This window comes from Pseudomonas bohemica (genome assembly GCF_002934685.1).
GTDB lineage: Bacteria > Pseudomonadota > Gammaproteobacteria > Pseudomonadales > Pseudomonadaceae > Aquipseudomonas > Aquipseudomonas bohemica.
The window spans coordinates 89,067-106,990 of the sequence record NZ_NKHL01000117.1 but is presented as its reverse complement, the minus strand read 5'-3'; the positions used below and the strand labels follow the sequence as shown (position 1 = coordinate 106,990).

17 protein-coding genes are annotated in these 17,924 nt (G+C 59.8%); 5 read left to right on the top strand and 12 right to left on the bottom strand.

Annotated elements, in window-relative coordinates; translation table 11 throughout:
- A partial coding sequence (locus CE491_RS31305) for a hypothetical protein (protein WP_199885216.1) occupies window positions 1–143 on the bottom strand: 143 nt, incomplete at its 3' end.
- A gap of 249 nt (window positions 144–392) precedes the next feature.
- Between CE491_RS31305 and rpiA the strand changes: the two genes are divergently transcribed.
- Entirely contained in the window at window positions 393–1,064 is a 672-nt protein-coding gene (gene rpiA / locus CE491_RS22285; protein ID WP_110950506.1) for a ribose-5-phosphate isomerase RpiA, read from the top strand.
- A gap of 173 nt (window positions 1,065–1,237) precedes the next feature.
- On the opposite strand, the gene CE491_RS22280 is transcribed toward rpiA, so the two are convergent.
- The 4 genes from CE491_RS22280 to CE491_RS22265 form a co-directional block, all read right to left on the bottom strand.
- Window positions 1,238–2,149: an SdiA-regulated domain-containing protein gene (locus tag CE491_RS22280; protein ID WP_110950505.1), complete on the bottom strand. Its 912-nt coding sequence runs from the start codon at window positions 2,147–2,149 to the stop codon at window positions 1,238–1,240.
- A 239-nt stretch (window positions 2,150–2,388) separates the two neighbouring features.
- A complete protein-coding gene (locus tag CE491_RS22275; protein WP_110950504.1) occupies window positions 2,389–3,306 on the bottom strand; it encodes an SdiA-regulated domain-containing protein in 918 nt (305 codons plus the stop codon).
- Between the two features lie 179 nt (window positions 3,307–3,485).
- Entirely contained in the window at window positions 3,486–4,151 is a 666-nt protein-coding gene (locus CE491_RS22270; protein WP_110950503.1) for a fumarylacetoacetate hydrolase family protein, read from the bottom strand.
- 67 nt (window positions 4,152–4,218) lie between these two features.
- On the bottom strand, window positions 4,219–5,613 hold the full coding sequence (locus tag CE491_RS22265) for an FAD-binding oxidoreductase (RefSeq protein ID WP_110950502.1): 1,395 nt from the start codon (window positions 5,611–5,613) through the stop codon (window positions 4,219–4,221).
- A gap of 200 nt (window positions 5,614–5,813) precedes the next feature.
- On the opposite strand from CE491_RS22265, the gene serA reads away from it, so the two are divergent.
- Window positions 5,814–7,043 (top strand): phosphoglycerate dehydrogenase, encoded by a 1,230-nt coding sequence (serA, locus tag CE491_RS22260; RefSeq protein ID WP_110950501.1) that lies wholly within the window; start codon window positions 5,814–5,816, stop codon window positions 7,041–7,043.
- 202 nt (window positions 7,044–7,245) lie between these two features.
- Here serA and CE491_RS22255 read toward each other — a convergent pair whose 3' ends face one another.
- Both CE491_RS22255 and CE491_RS22250 read right to left on the bottom strand, forming a co-directional pair.
- On the bottom strand, window positions 7,246–7,626 hold the full coding sequence (locus tag CE491_RS22255; RefSeq protein WP_407681360.1) for a DUF4399 domain-containing protein: 381 nt from the start codon (window positions 7,624–7,626) through the stop codon (window positions 7,246–7,248).
- A gap of 258 nt (window positions 7,627–7,884) precedes the next feature.
- Window positions 7,885–8,526: a 2OG-Fe(II) oxygenase gene (locus tag CE491_RS22250; RefSeq protein ID WP_110950499.1), complete on the bottom strand. Its 642-nt coding sequence runs from the start codon at window positions 8,524–8,526 to the stop codon at window positions 7,885–7,887.
- Between the two features lie 196 nt (window positions 8,527–8,722).
- On the opposite strand from CE491_RS22250, the gene CE491_RS22245 reads away from it, so the two are divergent.
- Complete coding sequence (locus CE491_RS22245; protein WP_110950498.1) at window positions 8,723–9,463, top strand: DUF2059 domain-containing protein; 741 nt, start codon at window positions 8,723–8,725, stop codon at window positions 9,461–9,463.
- A 20-nt stretch (window positions 9,464–9,483) separates the two neighbouring features.
- Here the strand turns inward: CE491_RS22245 and CE491_RS22240 are convergent, their stop codons facing one another.
- On the bottom strand, window positions 9,484–10,425 hold the full coding sequence (locus CE491_RS22240; RefSeq protein WP_110950497.1) for a phospholipase BipL: 942 nt from the start codon (window positions 10,423–10,425) through the stop codon (window positions 9,484–9,486).
- 107 nt (window positions 10,426–10,532) lie between these two features.
- Here CE491_RS22240 and CE491_RS22235 point away from each other — a divergent pair, with 107 nt between their 5' ends.
- The gene (locus CE491_RS22235; RefSeq protein ID WP_110950496.1) at window positions 10,533–11,120 is read left to right on the top strand and encodes a DUF6436 domain-containing protein; all 588 of its coding nucleotides are present in this window, start codon (window positions 10,533–10,535) and stop codon (window positions 11,118–11,120) included.
- Window positions 11,121–11,211: 91 nt separating this feature from the next.
- Here the strand turns inward: CE491_RS22235 and CE491_RS22230 are convergent, their stop codons facing one another.
- Entirely contained in the window at window positions 11,212–12,126 is a 915-nt protein-coding gene (locus CE491_RS22230; RefSeq protein ID WP_110950495.1) for a ParB/Srx family N-terminal domain-containing protein, read from the bottom strand.
- Window positions 12,127–12,359: 233 nt separating this feature from the next.
- On the opposite strand from CE491_RS22230, the gene CE491_RS22225 reads away from it, so the two are divergent.
- Window positions 12,360–14,759 carry a penicillin acylase family protein gene (locus CE491_RS22225; RefSeq protein WP_110950494.1) on the top strand — a complete coding sequence of 800 codons (2,400 nt, stop codon included), beginning with the start codon at window positions 12,360–12,362 and terminating at the stop codon, window positions 14,757–14,759.
- A 190-nt stretch (window positions 14,760–14,949) separates the two neighbouring features.
- On the opposite strand, the gene CE491_RS22220 is transcribed toward CE491_RS22225, so the two are convergent.
- From CE491_RS22220 to potA, 3 genes are read right to left on the bottom strand one after another with little or no spacing between them, the layout of a single operon-like run.
- Window positions 14,950–15,840, bottom strand: coding sequence for an ABC transporter permease subunit (locus CE491_RS22220; RefSeq protein ID WP_110950493.1), 891 nt, complete (start codon window positions 15,838–15,840; stop codon window positions 14,950–14,952).
- Window positions 15,837–16,757: an ABC transporter permease subunit gene (locus tag CE491_RS22215; protein WP_110950492.1), complete on the bottom strand. Its 921-nt coding sequence runs from the start codon at window positions 16,755–16,757 to the stop codon at window positions 15,837–15,839. The genes CE491_RS22220 and CE491_RS22215 overlap by 4 nt, the downstream gene beginning before the upstream one ends.
- A complete protein-coding gene (gene potA, locus CE491_RS22210) occupies window positions 16,754–17,896 on the bottom strand; it encodes a polyamine ABC transporter ATP-binding protein (RefSeq protein WP_110950491.1) in 1,143 nt (380 codons plus the stop codon). Before potA ends, CE491_RS22215 begins: the two co-directional genes overlap by 4 nt.
- Between the last annotated feature and the right edge of the window lie 28 nt (window positions 17,897–17,924).

The following is a 17,924-nucleotide window of genomic DNA, read 5'->3' as shown; positions in this document are numbered from 1 at the left end:
AACACTGGTTGCAGGTCCTCGCGCTTGAGCAACACCTGGTTGCCGAGCCGCTCGGACAGCTGACGAGCGCCCTGCAGCGGGGTTTCCACGGCGACGTCGTAGACGCGGGAGGTGAGGATTTTCTTGACGTACTGTTCGAGCATCGGAAAAGCATCGCTGGCGAAGGGGCAAGGCTCAGAAGTCTACCCCGCGTCCCGACGCACGACCACACCAAGACTCAGGCTTTAACGACAGCATGTCGTTATAATGCCCGCCCTCGGCATATCGCTATCCCCTGTAGGAGCGCACTTGCCCGCGAAGGCGTTGTGTCAGTCACACATGAGCTGAATGAAAAAACGCTATCGCGGGCAAGCGCGCTCCTACAAGGGACATTCCCACTGGAGCCCACCCGTATGACCCAGGATCAACTCAAACAGGCCGTTGCCCAGGCCGCCGTCGACTTCATCCTTCCGAAACTCGACGACAAAAGCATCGTGGGCGTCGGCACCGGCTCCACTGCCAATTGTTTCATCGATGCGCTGGCCCAGCATAAGGGCGCATTCGATGGCGCGGTTGCCAGTTCCGAAGCCACCGCCGCGCGCCTCAAAGGCCACGGTATTCCGGTGTACGAACTCAATACCGTCAGCGATCTGGAGTTCTACGTCGACGGCGCCGATGAAACCGACGAGCACCTGAACCTGATCAAGGGCGGCGGTGCAGCCCTGACCCGCGAGAAGATCGTTGCGGCGGTGGCCAAGACCTTCATCTGCATCGCCGACGGCAGCAAGCTGGTCCCGGTGCTCGGCGCGTTCCCCTTGCCGGTCGAAGTCATCCCCATGGCCCGCAGCCACGTCGCGCGCCAACTGGTGAAACTGGGCGGCGACCCGGTGTACCGCGAAGGCGTGCTGACCGATAACGGCAACATCATCCTCGACGTGCACAACATGAACATCACCAACCCGGTAGAGCTGGAAGCGCAGATCAACGCCATCGTCGGCGTGGTCACCAACGGCCTGTTCGCAGCACGTTCGGCGGATTTGCTGCTGCTGGGCACCGAGGAAGGCGTGAAAACCCTGACCCGCTGATCATTCTTGAACAACACCTGCTTTTTTGAGACCAGCGTATGCCCCTGTGGGAGTGAGCTTGCTCACGAAGACCGACTTGCAAGTTCCACATCTGAAGTGGATGTACTGGCCCCTTCTTGAGCAAGCTCACTCCCACAGATTCGGTGTACGCCGATAAATGGGCGAGTGAGCGCTCAGTGCTTGCTGAACACATAAAACAGGTTCGGCTCGCTCACCAGATACAACGTCCCGTCCTCGCCCATCGCGATGCCTTCGGCCTGTGGCACGCTCTTGCTCAGGCCCATGCTGCCCTTGCTCAATGACACATTGCCGACCGGCCTGCCCTCGGTGTCCAGCTCCAGTATCTGCCGAGACTCATCGGACAGCGCCAGCAGATGCCCGCTGCGCTCGTCGAATTGCAAACTCGAAAGGTCGCGCACGAACAGCCCGGCATTGCGCTTTCTGCTGGAAGTCACTTCGAGGACATTCGGCGTGTTCGTATCGAGATTGGGAAAGCCGCGCACTTCGATGATCTGCACGGGTCTGCGCTCTTTGGCGACAAACAGCCGCTTACCCCGATTGTCATAAGCCAGCCCTTCGAAACCGTTGTTGCCGCCGGCATCAATACCCAGTGTCAGTTGTTCTGCATCGGCGGAGTCGAGAAACAGCGTGTCGTCGTCGACCTGAACCTTGATCAGCCGCTGACTGTGCTCATCGCTGATGACATAAATACCGGGGCTGATGTATTCCACCGCTTCCGCGTCGCCAAAGCCGGTCAACGGGATGCGCCGCAGGATGCTCCCCTCCAGACTTAGCTCGACCAGCTCGGGGGCCTTATTGGTCACCGTAAACAGGGTTTTGCGATCCGGGTCGTAGCTCAACGCCGAAACGTTGTCTTCAAGGCCCGTGATGACACTGGCCTCGATCGCCACCTCATAATTTTCCAGCCCCAAGGCCTGCGCGTCGCTGGCCTGCCAGAAGACGTGCCAGTTGAACCAGACGCGCTCGACCACTCGGTATTCGCGAGCGATGCCCCATGACCCTGCCAGCAAAATCACAACCAGCAAAGTCAACAGAACGGTTTTCAAAGGGGACAGACGACGCATGAATCAAGCTCGAACTCAGATAGGGTCGCTTTAATAGCACCTTAGTCTGAAGCGAGGCTTAATGCTGGCAAAGCAGGCGGGGATGGGCGCGGGCGCAACGTGAAATACATATCCTGAGGAAGTGGGCTTGCTCACGAAAGGGCCAGTACAGGCACAGATAATGTGTCGTATCGGGTACCCTCTTCGTGAGCAAACTCACTCCCGCGGGTATCTCGCAAAGCTTCACAATCGGAGCGCGTTTACTTCTTCTTGAACGAATAAAACAGATTCGGCTCGCTGACCATGTAGATCGTGCCTTCGCCGTCCATCGTGACACCCTCGGCGCGCGGGATGGTGTGATTCAGGCCGTGGAAGCCGCGCACCAGCGCCATGAAGCTGACCTCGTTGCCCTTCGCGTCCAGTTCCAGCAGCAGGTGCGACTCGGCGGACAGCGCCAGCAAGTGCCCAGTCTTCTCGTCGACATCCAGCGCAGACAGGTTGCGCATGATCAGGTTGTCGTTCAGCACTTTCAGCTTGTCGCCCTGCAGCACCGCGCTGCCATCCGATTTCCAGCTGTACAGCGCAGGCGGGCGTTCTTCGCCGAGCAGGATCCGCTGGTTGTGCGGATCCCACGCGATGCCCTCGAACGCTTTGTTCTGATCCGCCGAAGGGCCGAGGTCATATTTGGGAAAGTCGGCAATGTTCAAGGTCTTGGTGTCCGGCGTCACGGTGACCATGGTCACCAAGTGCTGGCGTTCATCAATAATGGCGATCAAACCGTTGCCGAGCACCGCCAGAGCTTCCGGATTGCTCCAGCCTACCAGTGGAATCTTGCGCAAGACCTCGCCCGTCAGACTCAGCTCCGCCAGGAATGCGTTTTTGCCCATCACCGAATACAGGGTGTTGCTCGAAGCGTCGTAGGAAAGGTCCGACGCTTCGTCCTTTTCCAGCCCTACAAGTGGTTTGCCGTCGATCACAACGTGATAGTCCGGCAGCCAGACACTGGCGTTGCGCTCAGACGCGGAGACCGTCTGTTCCCGCACCCACAGCACCCCGCGATCATCCCAATGCCAGGCGTAGGAAAGCCCCACGAGGATCACCACCAGGGCGATCACCAGCCAGGACCAGTGAAAACCCAGGCGCTTTGTGTTGCTCGGCGATTGATCAGTAGCTGCCATCTAGACGATTCCGAAAATGAATTGCATTGCACAGCGCCCGGCGCTGCGGTCGGCGCAGGATTATCCAGATTGATTGTGAAAAAAACGGCAATCAGGAGGCTCCCGGCGAGTTGTCTGGCGCATAAAAAAGGCCGCCTGCGATGTCTCACAGGCGGCCTGCTGGCCGAACGCGATATGAATCAGCGCACGTCGCTTTCGAAGCGGCTTTTGCCCGGCAGCTCGAGCACGATCCGATCACCGACATTGAACGGACCGACGCCCGCTGGCGTGCCGGTCATGATCACGTCGCCCGCCTGCAGCGAAAATTGCGAAGCCATGTGCTGAATCATCGGCACGATCGGGTTGAGCATCTGGCTGCTGTTACCGTCCTGTCGCACTTCGCCGTTGACGGTCAGGCGGATGGAGATATCGGTCAGGTCCGGGTAGGCATCAGCCGAAACGAACGGGGCGATGACCGCCGCGCCGTCGAACGACTTGGCGATTTCCCACGGCAGGCCTTTCTCTTTGAGTTTGGATTGGACGTCACGCAGCGTCAGATCCAGACCCGGCGCGAAACCGGAGATCGCATCCAGCACTTCTTCACGGCCCGGATTCTTGCTCAGGGACTTGCCGATCAGCACCACGATCTCAGCTTCGTAATGCACCGACCCGCGATCCTGAGGAATGCTGAAACCGCCCTCGATCTCGACCACGCAACTACCCGGCTTGATGAACAGCAGCGGCTCGGTCGGCACCGGGTTATCCAGCTCCTTGGCGTGCTCGGCATAGTTGCGGCCGATGCAGACCACCTTGCCCAGTGGGAAGTGAACCTTGGTTCCATCGACATACTTGTGCTGATAGCTCATGAGCGTTCCTTTATTGCTGCGTCTGTTACAACGTCGGGCGGGCTTGTCTTGTATGGCCGATCAGCGCTTACAGCGCGAAGATCTTGCCAGGGTTCATGATGCCGTTCGGATCGAACACGGTTTTTACCGCTTTCATGTACTCGATTTCCACGGGCGAGCGGCTGTATTCGAGGTAATCGCGCTTGACCAGGCCCACGCCATGCTCAGCAGAGATCGAACCGTTGTACTTCTCGACGATCTCGAAGACCCACTTGTTGACCGTCGCACATTTGGCGAAGAACTCCTCTTTCGGCAGATCTTCCGGTTTGAGGATGTTCAGGTGCAGATTGCCATCTCCGATGTGGCCGTACCAGACCACCTCGAAGTCAGGGTAGTGCTCACTGACAATGGCGTCGATCTCGTTGAGGAACGCCGGAACCTTCGAGACGGTGACCGAGATGTCGTTTTTATACGGGGTCCAGTGAGAGATGGTTTCGGACAGGTATTCGCGCAGTTTCCAGAGGTTCTGCAGTTGCTGCTTGCTCTGACTCATCACGCCATCGATGACCCAGCCCTGCTCCACGCAGTATTCGAAGGTTTCCAGCGCCTGATTGGCGATGTCTTCGTTGCTCGCTTCGAATTCCAGCAAGGCATAGAACGGCGTTTTGGTTGCGAACGGCTCGGGCACATCACCGCGCGCCAAGATGCGGGCCAGGCCCTTGTCGGAGAAGAACTCGAACGCGGTGAGGTCGAGTTTGCCGTGGAAGGCGTGCAGCACGGGCATGATCGAATCGAAGTCCGGCGTACCAAGGACCATGCAAGTCAGGTTGTTCGGCGCGCGATCCAGACGCATCGTGGCTTCGACCACGAACCCCAGCGTGCCTTCGGCGCCGATGAACAGCTGACGCAAGTCGTAGCCGGTGGCGTTCTTGATCAGGTCCTTGTTCAGTTCAAGGATGTCGCCCTTGCCCGTGACGACCTTCAGGCCCGATACCCAGTTGCGGGTCATGCCGTAACGAATGACCTTGATCCCGCCAGCATTGGTGCCGATGTTGCCGCCAATCTGGCTGGAGCCGGACGAGGCGAAATCCACCGGGTAATAAAGGCCGTTTTCTTCCGCGAAGTTCTGCAGCTGTTTGGTGACCAGGCCCGGCTGGCAACGCACGGTGCGGTCGGTGACGTTGAGTTCGAGAATCTGGTTCATGTAGTCGAACGAGACGACCACTTCGCCATTCATCGCAACCGCCGCGGCGGAGAGCCCGGTGCGGCCGCCCGACGGCACCAGCGCGACCTTGTGCTGGTTGGCCCAGCGGACGATGGCCTGGACCTGCTCGGTGGTTTTCGGGAAGACGATGGCGCTCGGCGCGGGGGCGTATTGCCGGGTCCAGTCCTTGCCATAGGCCTGGAGGGAATCGGCATCGGTCAGGACCTTGCCAGGCTCGACCAGGGACTTAAGTTCTTCTATCAACGCAGACTGTGTCATCAAGGAACTCTCGAACGATTCATGGTCATCCTGAGAACGGCTCACGTCGCAGGAAGGGGTATTTAGCGGGGCACATATGCTAGCATACCGCCCCCGCAGAGACGTGCCTGAGGCCGACCTGCGAAGGCGCCGTTGCGCCGTGAGGCCAGCGTGCGCTGTCCACTCCCTGCCATTTTTCTCCGGGACACAGGTTTACGCAGATGAGCAAGACTTCCCTCGACAAGAGCAAGATCAAGTTCCTTCTTCTCGAAGGCGTTCATCAATCCGCAGTCGACGTCCTCAAGGCCGCCGGTTACACCAGCATCGAGTACCACACCAAGTCTCTGCCGGAAGCCGAACTGAAGGAAAAGATTGCCGACGCTCACTTCGTCGGCATTCGCTCTCGCACCCAACTGACCGAAGAAATCTTCGACAGCGCCAAGAAACTGGTCGCGGTTGGCTGCTTCTGCATCGGTACCAACCAGGTTGACCTGGACGCTGCCCGCGAGCGCGGTATCGCCGTGTTCAACGCGCCGTACTCCAACACCCGTTCGGTCGCCGAACTGGTGCTGGCCGAGGCGATCCTGCTGTTGCGCGGCATCCCCGAGAAAAACGCTTCCTGCCATCGCGGTGGCTGGATCAAGAGCGCTGCCAACTCCTTCGAGATTCGTGGCAAGAAGCTGGGCATCATCGGCTACGGCTCGATCGGTACTCAGTTGTCGGTCCTGGCCGAAAGCCTGGGCATGCAGGTTTTCTTCTTCGACCCGCTGACCAAGCTGCCACTGGGCAACGCCACTCAGGTGTCGAGCCTGAACGAGCTGTTGGGTCTGGCCGACATCGTTTCTCTGCATGTGCCTGAGCTGCCATCCACTCAATGGATGATCGGCGAGAAAGAAATCCGCGCGATGAAGAAAGGCGCGATCCTGATCAACGCCGCGCGCGGCACCGTGGTGGAACTGGAAGCGCTGGCCCGTGCGATCAAGGACCAGCACCTGATCGGCGCCGCGATCGACGTGTTCCCGGTCGAGCCGCGCTCCAACGACGACATCTTCGAAAGCCCGCTGCGCGGCCTGGACAACGTGATCCTGACACCGCACATCGGTGGCTCGACTGCCGAGGCGCAGGCCAACATCGGTCTGGAAGTGGCAGAGAAGCTGGTCAAGTACAGCGACAACGGTACGTCGGTGTCCTCGGTCAACTTCCCGGAAGTGGCCCTGCCGGCTCACCCTGGCAAGCACCGCCTGCTGCACATCCACGAGAACATTCCGGGCGTGCTCAGCGAGATCAACAAGGTGTTCGCGGAAAACGGCATCAACATCTCCGGTCAGTTCCTGCAGACCAACGAGAAAGTCGGTTACGTGGTCATCGACGTCGACGCCGAGTATTCGGACCTGGCGCAAGAGAAGCTGCAACACATCAAAGGCACCATCCGCAGCCGCGTCCTGTTCTAAGCCGCTGTTTCAGGGCCGTGAAAAAGGAGACTTTCGAGTCTCCTTTTTTGTGCCTGCGCATAATGTCGACGCTTTATCTCATAGAAGCGCGCTTGGTCTGGCAGCGGCGGTACGATTGCATGGTTTCAGTCAACATATCCGCATCTGACACGCCAGAACGCGGGCAAGCGCCCCTACCGTTGATCGAGTTCGCAATCGGACATCACTTCACGGTGACCGTGATCTTCTGCGACTCGACCACCGGGCTCAGCGGCACGTGGTTCTTGTCACCGACCAGCAATTGCAGGGTGTGTTGGCCTGGGGTGAGGTTGAGTTCCGTTTCGGTCTGGCCTTTGCCGAAATGGCGGATGTTATCGGTGGTCGGCAGCGGCGCGTTCATGTCGGGCTGATCCTTGACGTCGATCAGCAGGTGATGATGCCCGGTCTCTGGCACATCGACGCCCGCAGGCGCGACACCCATCCCCTTGAGCCCGAACTGAACCTTGAACGCGCCGCTGACCACCGCTCCATCCTTGGGCGAGATGATGTAGACCTCGGCCCCGGCGGGCGACGGCGTACGCGGCACGTCGGCCGCCTGCGCCATGAATGCCGAGCCCAACAGCAGGCCAGCAAGGGCAGTTCTTGCAAATAAGGTCTTCATGATCTCTCCCGTTTTGGTTGTTATAGATGCTCAACTGGGACCGTGAGCCTGAAGGCTCGGTTCAGGAGGCTTCGAGGCAAACGCCTTGGCGCGGTATTGACCTTAGTCGGATCCGGGATTCCAGGCGCGGTAAGAGTGGCTTTATATAGAAGGTTTCATGTTTGGCGATGCTCTTGTACGAGCTTTGAATTGCGTCGGCTTCTACAACTCAAACGGCTCATTCCCCCGCCGCCGGAACCAGCCGGTCAGCGACAGACGATCCCGCGTGGCAGGCAGCACTTCATGGGGCATGTCGCCCGACAGAAACACCACCAGACACCCGCCAACCGGTTGCACATCGTGCTCTACCCCGTCCTTGAAGAACATGCGCAACTGCCCGCCGTCTTCGGGCTGCCAGCAGGGATCGTTGAGATAGATCACCGCCGAGACCATGCGCTTGTCATCGTCGCGAAAGCGGTCGACGTGCCTGCGATAAAACGCTCCCGGCGGATACATCGCGAAGTGGGCTTCGAAATCTTCCAGCCCCAGAAACAGCCCGCGATTGAGTGCCTGTCGCAAGCTGTCCATCAACTGCAGATACCGATCGCACGGCTCGGCCTGACCCGGTTCAAGCCACTGGATGTGATCGCCACGAATCCCCTCGCGCACTTCCTGGGCAGGGCCGCGCCCGACCGCCGCCGGGGCCAGCTCGCCTTCGGCCGCGCGTTTGCGACACTCAAGGGCCAGTTCGCGGGTCAGCGCTTGAGGTAGAAAGATGTCCTGCTGCGACCAGCCACGCTCGGCCAGGTCGTCGACGATTCTTGTCAGCAGTGCTTGATCAGGGGATATGTGCATGGCGCGCATAGTATCCACACGCCGATCAATCCAACAGAGCCCGCGGTCTGCCGGCGAAAGAATATTTTTGCGCGGCTAAAACCCTGCAACCGTTTTACACGCAGGATCGCCGAACCCACGGTTTTTCTTGGGGTCTGGCAACTTGTTAACTCGACAAATCCCCGCCGCCCCGCCGAGAATAGCGGCCTGCCGACAGGAGTCTCTAATGCGCCGTCTGTTTTTCCTGCTGTTGATGTTCTGCACCATGCCCGCCTGGGCAGACGGCCACGACCAGTTGTACAAGGTCGCCGGCTGGCCAGAACAACGCGCGCATTTCAACGACGCTCTCAATGCCGCGCAACAGCGCTACAAAAACAGCCTGCCGCCGGCCGTGTTCGATGCGCTGGTCAACAACAGCAATCAGCGCTTCGCGCCACAGGCGATGGATCAGCGCGCCGAGCAAAAACTGCGGCAGACGTTGCAGGATCCGAACCCTGCGCTGCAATTCTTCCAGTCCCCCCTGGGCCGCAAGATCGTCAATGCCGAGCTGACCGCAACCCGGCCCGATCAACTGGCGAAAAACGCGCAAGGCTTGCCAAAGATGCAGGCCAGTGACAACCGCATGTTGATCATCGGCCATCTGGCCAACGCCCTCCCCGCCAAGGAAGCCGGCGCCGAAGTCAGCCTGGCGATTGCCGGCGTGGCGGCGGACAGCCTGAGTTCGATGATTCCGGGGTTGATGGGGGGCGGTTCGACCCAGGGCATGCTCGACGGCCAGCGCCAACGACTGATGGCGCAGATCGCCAATGACATGAACAACACGCTGCTGTACGTCTATCGCGACCTGTCCGACGCAGAGCTGGAAGAGTTCTCGACCTTTGCCGAATCCCACGAAGGCAAGGCCTATTATCAGGCAGCGCTGGCCGCGATTCGAGCGGGGTTGGCGGTGGGCCAGAGTGTGAAGTAACCGCATCTTCGCTTAGCGACCTACCCCATCCGCTGCGTCAAAAACCCGAAAAACTGCGCCCTCAACTCTGGCAGTTCGTTGGCAAGATGATGCCGTGCTTCGTGCAGCATGAAGATCTGAGGGTGGTCGAATTTGTCGTTGAGCACCGCCAGGTTATGACTCCAGTCCACGGTCATGTCCGACTCGCCCTGCACGATCAGTGGGCTGCGTCGGCTGCGCGGGGCGTTTTCGATGCGCTCGATCCACTTGGCCAGCGCGCCCACCCAGACGGTCGGCAAGCGCCGGGGTTGCAACGGGTCGGCCATCAGAAACGGCAGGAAGGCAGGCGCATTGGAGTTCTCGCTGAAGCGTCGGTCGATGCCTTTGACGAAGGCACGCAGCAGGTAATAGCTAACCTTGGACCAGGCCCAGCCACGCGGCCGGACCAGCGGCGCGAGTAAAATCGACTGCCCTTGCGCCGGGCTTTCGTCCCCATGATTGAGCAGATGGTCGATCACGATCGCTCCGCCGGTGCTTTGCCCGCAGAGGTGCCAGGGTTTGGGCAGCTGCAGGATGTCTGCCTCGGCGAACAGCCGGTCGAGCACCACCTGATACTCGACAAAATCGGTGATGCTTGCCCGAGGGCCACTGGACAGGCCATGCCCCGGTAAATCGCAGGAAATCACCGCAAAGCCGAGCTCCAGCGCCCACTCGATGACATGCCGATACAGCCCCATATGGTCGTAGAACCCGTGCACCAGCACCAGCGTCGCCACCGGATGTTCCGGGGCCCACAGTTGGGTGACGATCTCGTAGCCGCCAATCTCGAAACGGCCCAGGCGACTGCTGACCCGCCCGTCACGCCCAAGCCCCTCCAGGCTGTAGAAGCGCTGGTAAGCAAGCTCCTCCTGCGTGGGCGCCAGCTTTGCACTCAGCGGTTGCAGGCCGGCGCGCAGGTGATCGGGGTCGAACGTGTTGGGCATCGGCATTCCACATCAGGCAGATAGAAACTCACAAGTGACGCATCCTCGTGAGTTTCTTCCGTCCTCACAGGCGTGGCAAGCTACGTCACCCCAATCGAAGCCAGCCCATGACTGCTCCTTCACTCGCCCGACGTCGCACCGTATTGCTCGCGCTGATCGCCGTGGTCTGTGCGGCAGCCTTGTGGCTGGGTTACAAATGGTTTGAGGCTCGATACGTGCGTGCGTTCAGTGAACAAACGGCGTTGTTTGCAGGAGATACATTGCGGCTGCCGCCCGAACTGGCCGGGCCGGGGCGGATTCGTGTGGTGCACATCTGGGATCCGGCCTGCCCATGCAGCGTCGGCAATCAGCAGCACCTGAGCGAGTTGGTCGAGCACTTTGCGGGGGGTGGCGGCGTGGATTTCTACGCATTGCAAAAGCCAGGGACTCACGGACAACTGCCCGCGAATTTGAGCGCCATCAAGCTTCTGGACAGTCTGCCGGGGGCCGAGCGCATTACTTCAACCCCGGCCGTGGCGATCTGGGACCGACAAGGCCACCTCGCCTATTTCGGGCCGTATAGCGAAGGGCTGGTGTGCAATTCGCAGAACAGTTTCATCGAGCCGATTCTACAGGCGCTCGAGGCAGATCGACCGGTCGATGCGACGCACACGATGGCGGTGGGGTGTTATTGCCCGTGGTCAGGTGCCGGCTGACCCATATCCCTGGGGCACCGCATTTTCCCTGTGGAGCGGTGCGGGGGGGTGATCCTGCCTCAGGGCAACCATTGCGGTTCAACTCAAGGATTCAATGGGTATCCTTGTAATCAATCACCAGCGGCAGTTTTTCATTAGCTGTCTCGGTCAATACTTTGCGCCTGACCGACTTGAAGCCACCCAGCTGTTTGGCCGTCATGCCGCCGCCCACCGGCTTGCTCAACGGCGGTTTGACCATCAGATCGCTCGCCACCTGCAACGCCCGGTGGTAGCCGCTGCGCTCGCTGAGATTGAAGTCAGCAAGCTCAAGCTGGCCCCGCAGCCAATCGGCCCAGTAAAACTCCAGGAATTCCGGCGAAACGTCGCCTGACGTCGGCTTGTCGTAAGCCGCGCCGCGAACGAAATAAACCACGCTGCGCAGGATGTCATTGTGCATCGATTGCAAGCCGACATGCGCGGGCAACTGATCGGGGGAAATCGACTGTCCGTTGCCGTCCTTGAGCCAGACCTTGTGCGCCTGCTGCATCCGCGTCCAGAAAGTCGCCATGTCCGCGCTGTCGCTGAAAACGTCGGTAACCCGCACGTTCATCTTCATCTGCGGGCCGGCACCAGCTTGCTCCCAGAGCGCGCTGAAAATGTGATGCCCGTCGGTGAGATAGAACTGGCCGTCGGGGCCGACCACCACGGTGCTCATCTCCTGCGGATGCGCGTTTGGCTGGTCCTTGCAGGCGAAGCTTTCCGGTCTCAGCGGATCAGCGCTGTCATTGATTGGCTTGGCCTCGTCCTGGCCGTTGTTCTCGCAGATCTCGTCAAACAGCTTCTGCCGATCCTTGGCGAAGCGTTCGAGCTTGTAATAGACCTGATCGAAACCGATGACTGCCTGAGTCGGATGCACCTGTTCGAGGCTGACCTCAACGACATCACCGGGTTTAGGACCCGTGAAGGCCAACGCATGGGAGCAGGCCAGTGTCAGTAACAGCGCCAGGCCGCAGGGTGAAATTCGCATGGGGAGGACTCTGGTTGAGTTGGAGCAAGCTTAACCCAATCCCAAACCGACTCACTGTCGAACCTGTAGGAGCGCGCTTACCCACGAATAGGGCGCGGCGGTGTGTCAGACACATCACGTAACCTGCCATCGCGGGCAAGCGCGCCTACGATGTCTGGCGCCATGAGCGGCTACACAGCCAAGCCACAAATCTGTAGCCTTCCGGGCTTCTCACTGATTTTTCGAGCCGCCGGATGAAACGCAGCCTTTCCGTCATCGCCCTTGTGGTCATCCTGATCGCAGGCGGCGGAGCCTGGTATATCCACAGCAAGCAGCCGGTGCGCGACGGCGAGATTTCCCTGAGCCAGCTTCATGCGCCGGTCAGTGTGCGCTACGACGAGCGCGGGGTGCCGCACATCAAGGCCGACAATCAGGACGATCTGTACCGCACGCTGGGCTATGTCCATGCTCAGGATCGGCTGTTCCAGATGGAGATCCTGCGCCGACTGGCCCGTGGTGAACTGGCCGAAGTGCTCGGACCGAAACTGGTGAACACCGACAAATTGTTCCGCAGCCTGCGCATTCGCGAGCACGCTGACGAATACGTCGCCCGTCAGGACAAGAACACCCCCGTCTGGAAGGCGCTGCAAGCCTATCTGGACGGGGTGAACCAATATCAGACGAGCCACCCCAAACCCATTGAATTCGACGTGCTGGGCATCGACGAGCGACCATTTACCGCCGAAGACACCCTGAGCATCGGCGGCTATCTGGCGTACAGCTTCGCCGCCGCGTTTCGTACCGACCCTCTGGTGACCTACATTCGCGATCAACTCGGCCCGGATTACCTGAAAGTCTTCGATCTGGACTGGCAGCCTCAGGGTGCGCTGCACCCAAACCCCGTTCTGAGCAACAAGGACTGGAAAGGCCTGAGCGATCTGGCGCTGCTCAGTGCGCAGGCGCTGGAAGACGTCGGTCTCCCGCAATTCGAAGGCAGCAATGCCTGGGCGGTGTCGGGCAGCCGGACCCAGAGCGGCAAGCCGATATTGGCAGGCGACCCGCACATTCGCTTCTCGGTGCCTGCGGTCTGGTACGAGGCGCACTTGTCGGCGCCGGATTTTGAGCTGTACGGGCATTTTCAGGCGCTCAACCCGTTCGCCCTGCTCGGCCACAACATGGATTTCGGCTGGAGCCTGACCATGTTTCAGAACGACGATGTCGACCTGATCGCCGAGAAGGTCAACCCCGACAATTCCAATCAGATCTGGTACCACGGCGCATGGATCGACATGACCTCGCGCACGGAACAGATCAAGGTCAAAGGCGAGTCGCCGGTCACGTTTACCTTGCGCCAGTCGCCCCATGGCCCGATCGTCAATGACGTCCTGAGCGCCAGCGGCATTCAGGAGCACGCCGACACACCCATTGCCCTGTGGTGGTCGTTCCTGGAGTCGCAGAACCCGATCCTGCAAGGTTTCTACGAAGCCAACCGGGCGGACACGCTGAACAAGATGCGCAGCGCCGCCGAGAAGATTCAATCGCCTGGCTTGAATGTGGTCTATGCCAACGCCAAAGGCGACATCGGCTGGTGGGCGGCAGCGCAGTTGCCCAGGCGCCCGACCGGAGTGGACCCGACCTTTATCCTCGACGGAAGCGCCGATCAGGCGGACAAGAACGGCTTCTACCCGTTCAGCGCCAACCCCCAGGAAGAAAACCCTGCGCGCGGCTATATCGTGTCAGCCAACTTCCAGCCGGTTTCGCCCACGGGCATGGAGATTCCCGGCTACTACAACCTCGCGGAACGGGGCCGCCAGCTGGACAAACAGCTGAGCGACAACTCAGTGAAATGGAACCTGGAAAATAGCAAGGCGCTGCAACTGGGCACTAAGACTGACTATGCCGCGCAGATTCTCACACCGCTGATTCCGGTGCTGCGACGGGTCATCAGCGACCCCGAAGAGCACGATCTGATCGAACGCCTTGCGGCCTGGAGAGGCGATTACCCGGCGGATTCGGTCGGTGCGACGCTGTTCAATCAATTCCTCTTCAACCTGAGCGACCAGACCTTCCACGACGAACTGGGCGACGGGATGTTCGCGACGCTGCTGTCGACGCGGGTGATCGATATGGCATTGCCGCGTCTGGCCGCAGACGCGAATTCGCCGTGGTGGAACAATCGCAACTCCCCCGCCCCCGAAAACCGCGACAACACGGTGAAAGTGGCCTGGCACGCGACGGTCTCACATCTCAAATCGTTGTACGGCGTGAACCCGGACGAATGGACATGGGGCAAGGCGCATACCCTGACTCACGAACACCCACTGGGTCGCCAGCCACCGCTGGATATGCTGTTCAACGTCGGCAAGTTCGCCGCACCCGGTACTCACGAAGTGCCAAACAATCTGTCGGCAAGCATCACCGCCGCGCCGTGGCCGGTGACCTACGGGCCTTCGACAAGACGCCTGATCGACTTCGCCGACCCCGCCCACGCGCTCGGCATCAACCCGGTCGGGCAAAGCGGCGTGCTGTTCGACAAGCACTATGCCGATCAGGCAAAGGCCTACGTCAACGGCCAGTACATGCCGGAGCGGTTCAGTGAGGGGGATGTGGCGGGCAATAGCAAAGAGGTGTTGAGGTTGGTGCCGAGTCGCTAGCAGCACCGCTCACTGTTTTGATCACTCCCACGCAGAGCGTGGGCATGACTCAAGAATCAGAACCCATACCACTGTGGGAGTGAGCTTGCTCACGAAGACTGACTTTCAGCCGCCACAGACGCGGTGAATGTACAGACCTATTCGTGAGCGAGTTCACTCCCACAGGGTATGTATGGCTTGCCAGCTCAAATCAAACCGGCTCAACCACCTGCGCACGCCGTGCATCCGGTTGTTTCCAGCTATCGGCTGCCGCTTCTTCGATGGCTTGTTGAATGGCCTTTCTGCGATTGTTTTCAGCGCGGCGGCTGAAGAACCAAACCAGGAATGTCGCGATCGACACCGCCAGCAGGATCAAGCTGGCAATCGCATTGATCTCAGGCTTCACGCCCAGACGCACGGCCGAGAACACTTCCATTGGCAGGGTCGTGGAGCCGGGTCCAGAGACGAAGCTTGCCAATACCAGATCGTCCAGCGACAGGGCGAAGGACATCATGCCGCCCGCTGCCAACGATGGCGCGATCATCGGGATGGTGATCAGGAAGAACACCTTCCATGGACGCGCGCCAAGGTCCATGGCGGCCTCTTCGATGGACATGTCCAGCTCACGCAACCGCGCCGACACCACCACCGCTACATACGCCGCACAGAACGTCGTGTGGGCGATCCAGATGGTGACGATGCCACGTTCCTGCGGCCAGCCGATCAACTGCGCCATCGCTACGAACAGCAGCAACAGCGACAGACCGGTAATGACCTCAGGCATGACCAGAGGCGCCGTGACCAGGCCTCCGAAGAACGTACGGCCCTTGAAGCGTGTCACGCGGGTCAGAACGAACGCTGCCATGGTGCCCAGCGCGACGGCCGCCACCGAGGTGTAGCAAGCGATTTCCAGCGAGCGCGCCACAGCGGACATTAGCTGCGTGTTGTCGAGCAGGCCGACGTACCACTTCACCGACCAACCACCCCAGACCGTCACCAGTTTCGAGGCGTTGAACGAGTAGATAACCAGAATGACCATGGGTGCGTAGATGAACAGCAGGCCCAGTACCAACATCAGGTTCGAGAATCGGAAGCCTCTCATGCCTTGCCCTCCAGTTCTTTGGCCTGGCTACGGTTAAACAGAATGATCGGCACGATGAGGATCAACAGCATCACCACCGCCAGCGAAGACGCCACCGGCCAGTCGCGGTTGTTGAAGAACTCTTGCCACAGGACTCTACCGATCATCAGCGTCTCGGGGCCGCCCAGCAATTCAGGGATGACAAACTCGCCCACCACCGGAATGAACACCAGCATGCACCCGGCGATGATGCCGTTCTTGGACAGCGGCACGGTGATTTTCCAGAAGCTGTTGAAGGTGCTCGACCCAAGGTCGGATGCGGCTTCCAGCAGGCTTTGATCGTGTTTCACCAGGTTGGCGTACAGCGGCAGGATCATGAACGGCAGATACGAATAGACCACGCCGATGTATACGGCCAAGTTGGTATTGAGGATCTGCAACGGCTCGTTGATCACTCCCAGCCACATCAGGAAGGCATTGAGCAGGCCGTTGTTGCTGAGGATGCCCATCCAGGCATAGACGCGGATCAGGATCGCGGTCCAGGTCGGCATCATGATCAGCAGCAACAGCACGGTCTGCATTTCCTTACGCGCAATGGAGATGCCGTAAGCCATCGGATAGCCGATCAACAGGCACAGCAAGGTGCTGAAGAAGGCCATCTTCAACGAGCCCAGGTACGCCGAGATGTACAGGTCGTCCCCTGTCAGCAACGCGTAGTTGGCGAAGTTGAGCACGATGTCGAGCTTTTGCTCGGCGTAGGTGAAGCTCTCGGTGTAGGGCGGAATGGCGACGTCGGCTTCCGCGAAGCTGATCTTGATGACAATCAGAAACGGCAGCGCAAAGAACAGGAACAGCCACAGGAAGGGAACCCCGATGACCGCCTGACGGCCATTGGGCGTTATTCGATTGAGCGCACGTTTGATTTTTCGGATTTTCATGAGCGCAGTACCACGCCGCTGTCGTCTTCCCACCAGACGAAGACTTCATCTTCCCAGGTCGGGCGTGCGCCACGGCGTTCGGCGTTGGCGACGAAGGACTGAACCAGCTTGCCGCAGGTCAGCTGCACGTAAAACACCGAGTGACCGCCCAGGTAGGCGATGTCGTGCACCTTGCCGCGCGACCAGTTGTATTCATGAGTGGGTTGCTCGGTGGTGATGAGCAGTTTTTCCGGGCGAATCGCATAGGTGATGTGCTTGTCTTCCACCGAGGTGCTGATGCCGTGGCCGACGTAGATATTGCGCTCAAGCTCGGGGCTGCGGATCAGCGCGTGGCCTTCCATGTCCTCGATCACTTCGCCGTCGAACAGGTTGACGTTGCCGATGAATTCACAGACCAGACGGCTGGTCGGGGTTTCGTAGATATCCACCGGACTGCCAATCTGCGCGATCCAGCCCAGGTGCATGATCGCGATACGCTGGGCCATGGTCATGGCCTCTTCCTGGTCGTGGGTCACCATTACACAGGTCACGCCGACGCGCTCGATGATCTCCACCAGCTCCAGCTGCATCTGCGAACGCAGCTTCTTGTCCAGCGCACCCATTGGCTCGTCGAGCAGCAACAGTTTCGGCTTCTTGGCCAATGAACGCGCCAATGCCACGCGCTGACGCTGGCCGCCAGAGAGTTGATGCGGCTTGCGCTTGGCGTACTGTGTCATCTGCACCAGTTTGAGCATCTCGGCCACACGGGCTTCAACCTCGTTCTTGGGTAGCTTGTCCTGTTGCAGGCCGAAGGCGATGTTCTGCGCCACGGTCATGTGCGGGAACAGCGCGTAGGACTGGAACATCATGTTGATCGGACGTTCGTACGGCGGCATGTCGGTGATATCGACGCCGTCGAGGAAAATCCGCCCCTCGGTCGGCCGCTCGAAACCGGCGAGCATACGCAGCAGCGTGGATTTGCCTGAGCCGGAACCGCCAAGCAAGGCGAATATCTCGCCCTTGTTGATCTGCAGAGACACATCGTCCACAGCAACCGTCTCATCGAACTTTTTCGTGACCCGATCGATTTTGACCAGCACCGGTTTAGGTTGCTGACCACCCTCAAGGGCTTTTTTGTAGGCGCCGGAGGCAACTGCCATGGGTGAAACTCCCAACTGTTTGTGCGCC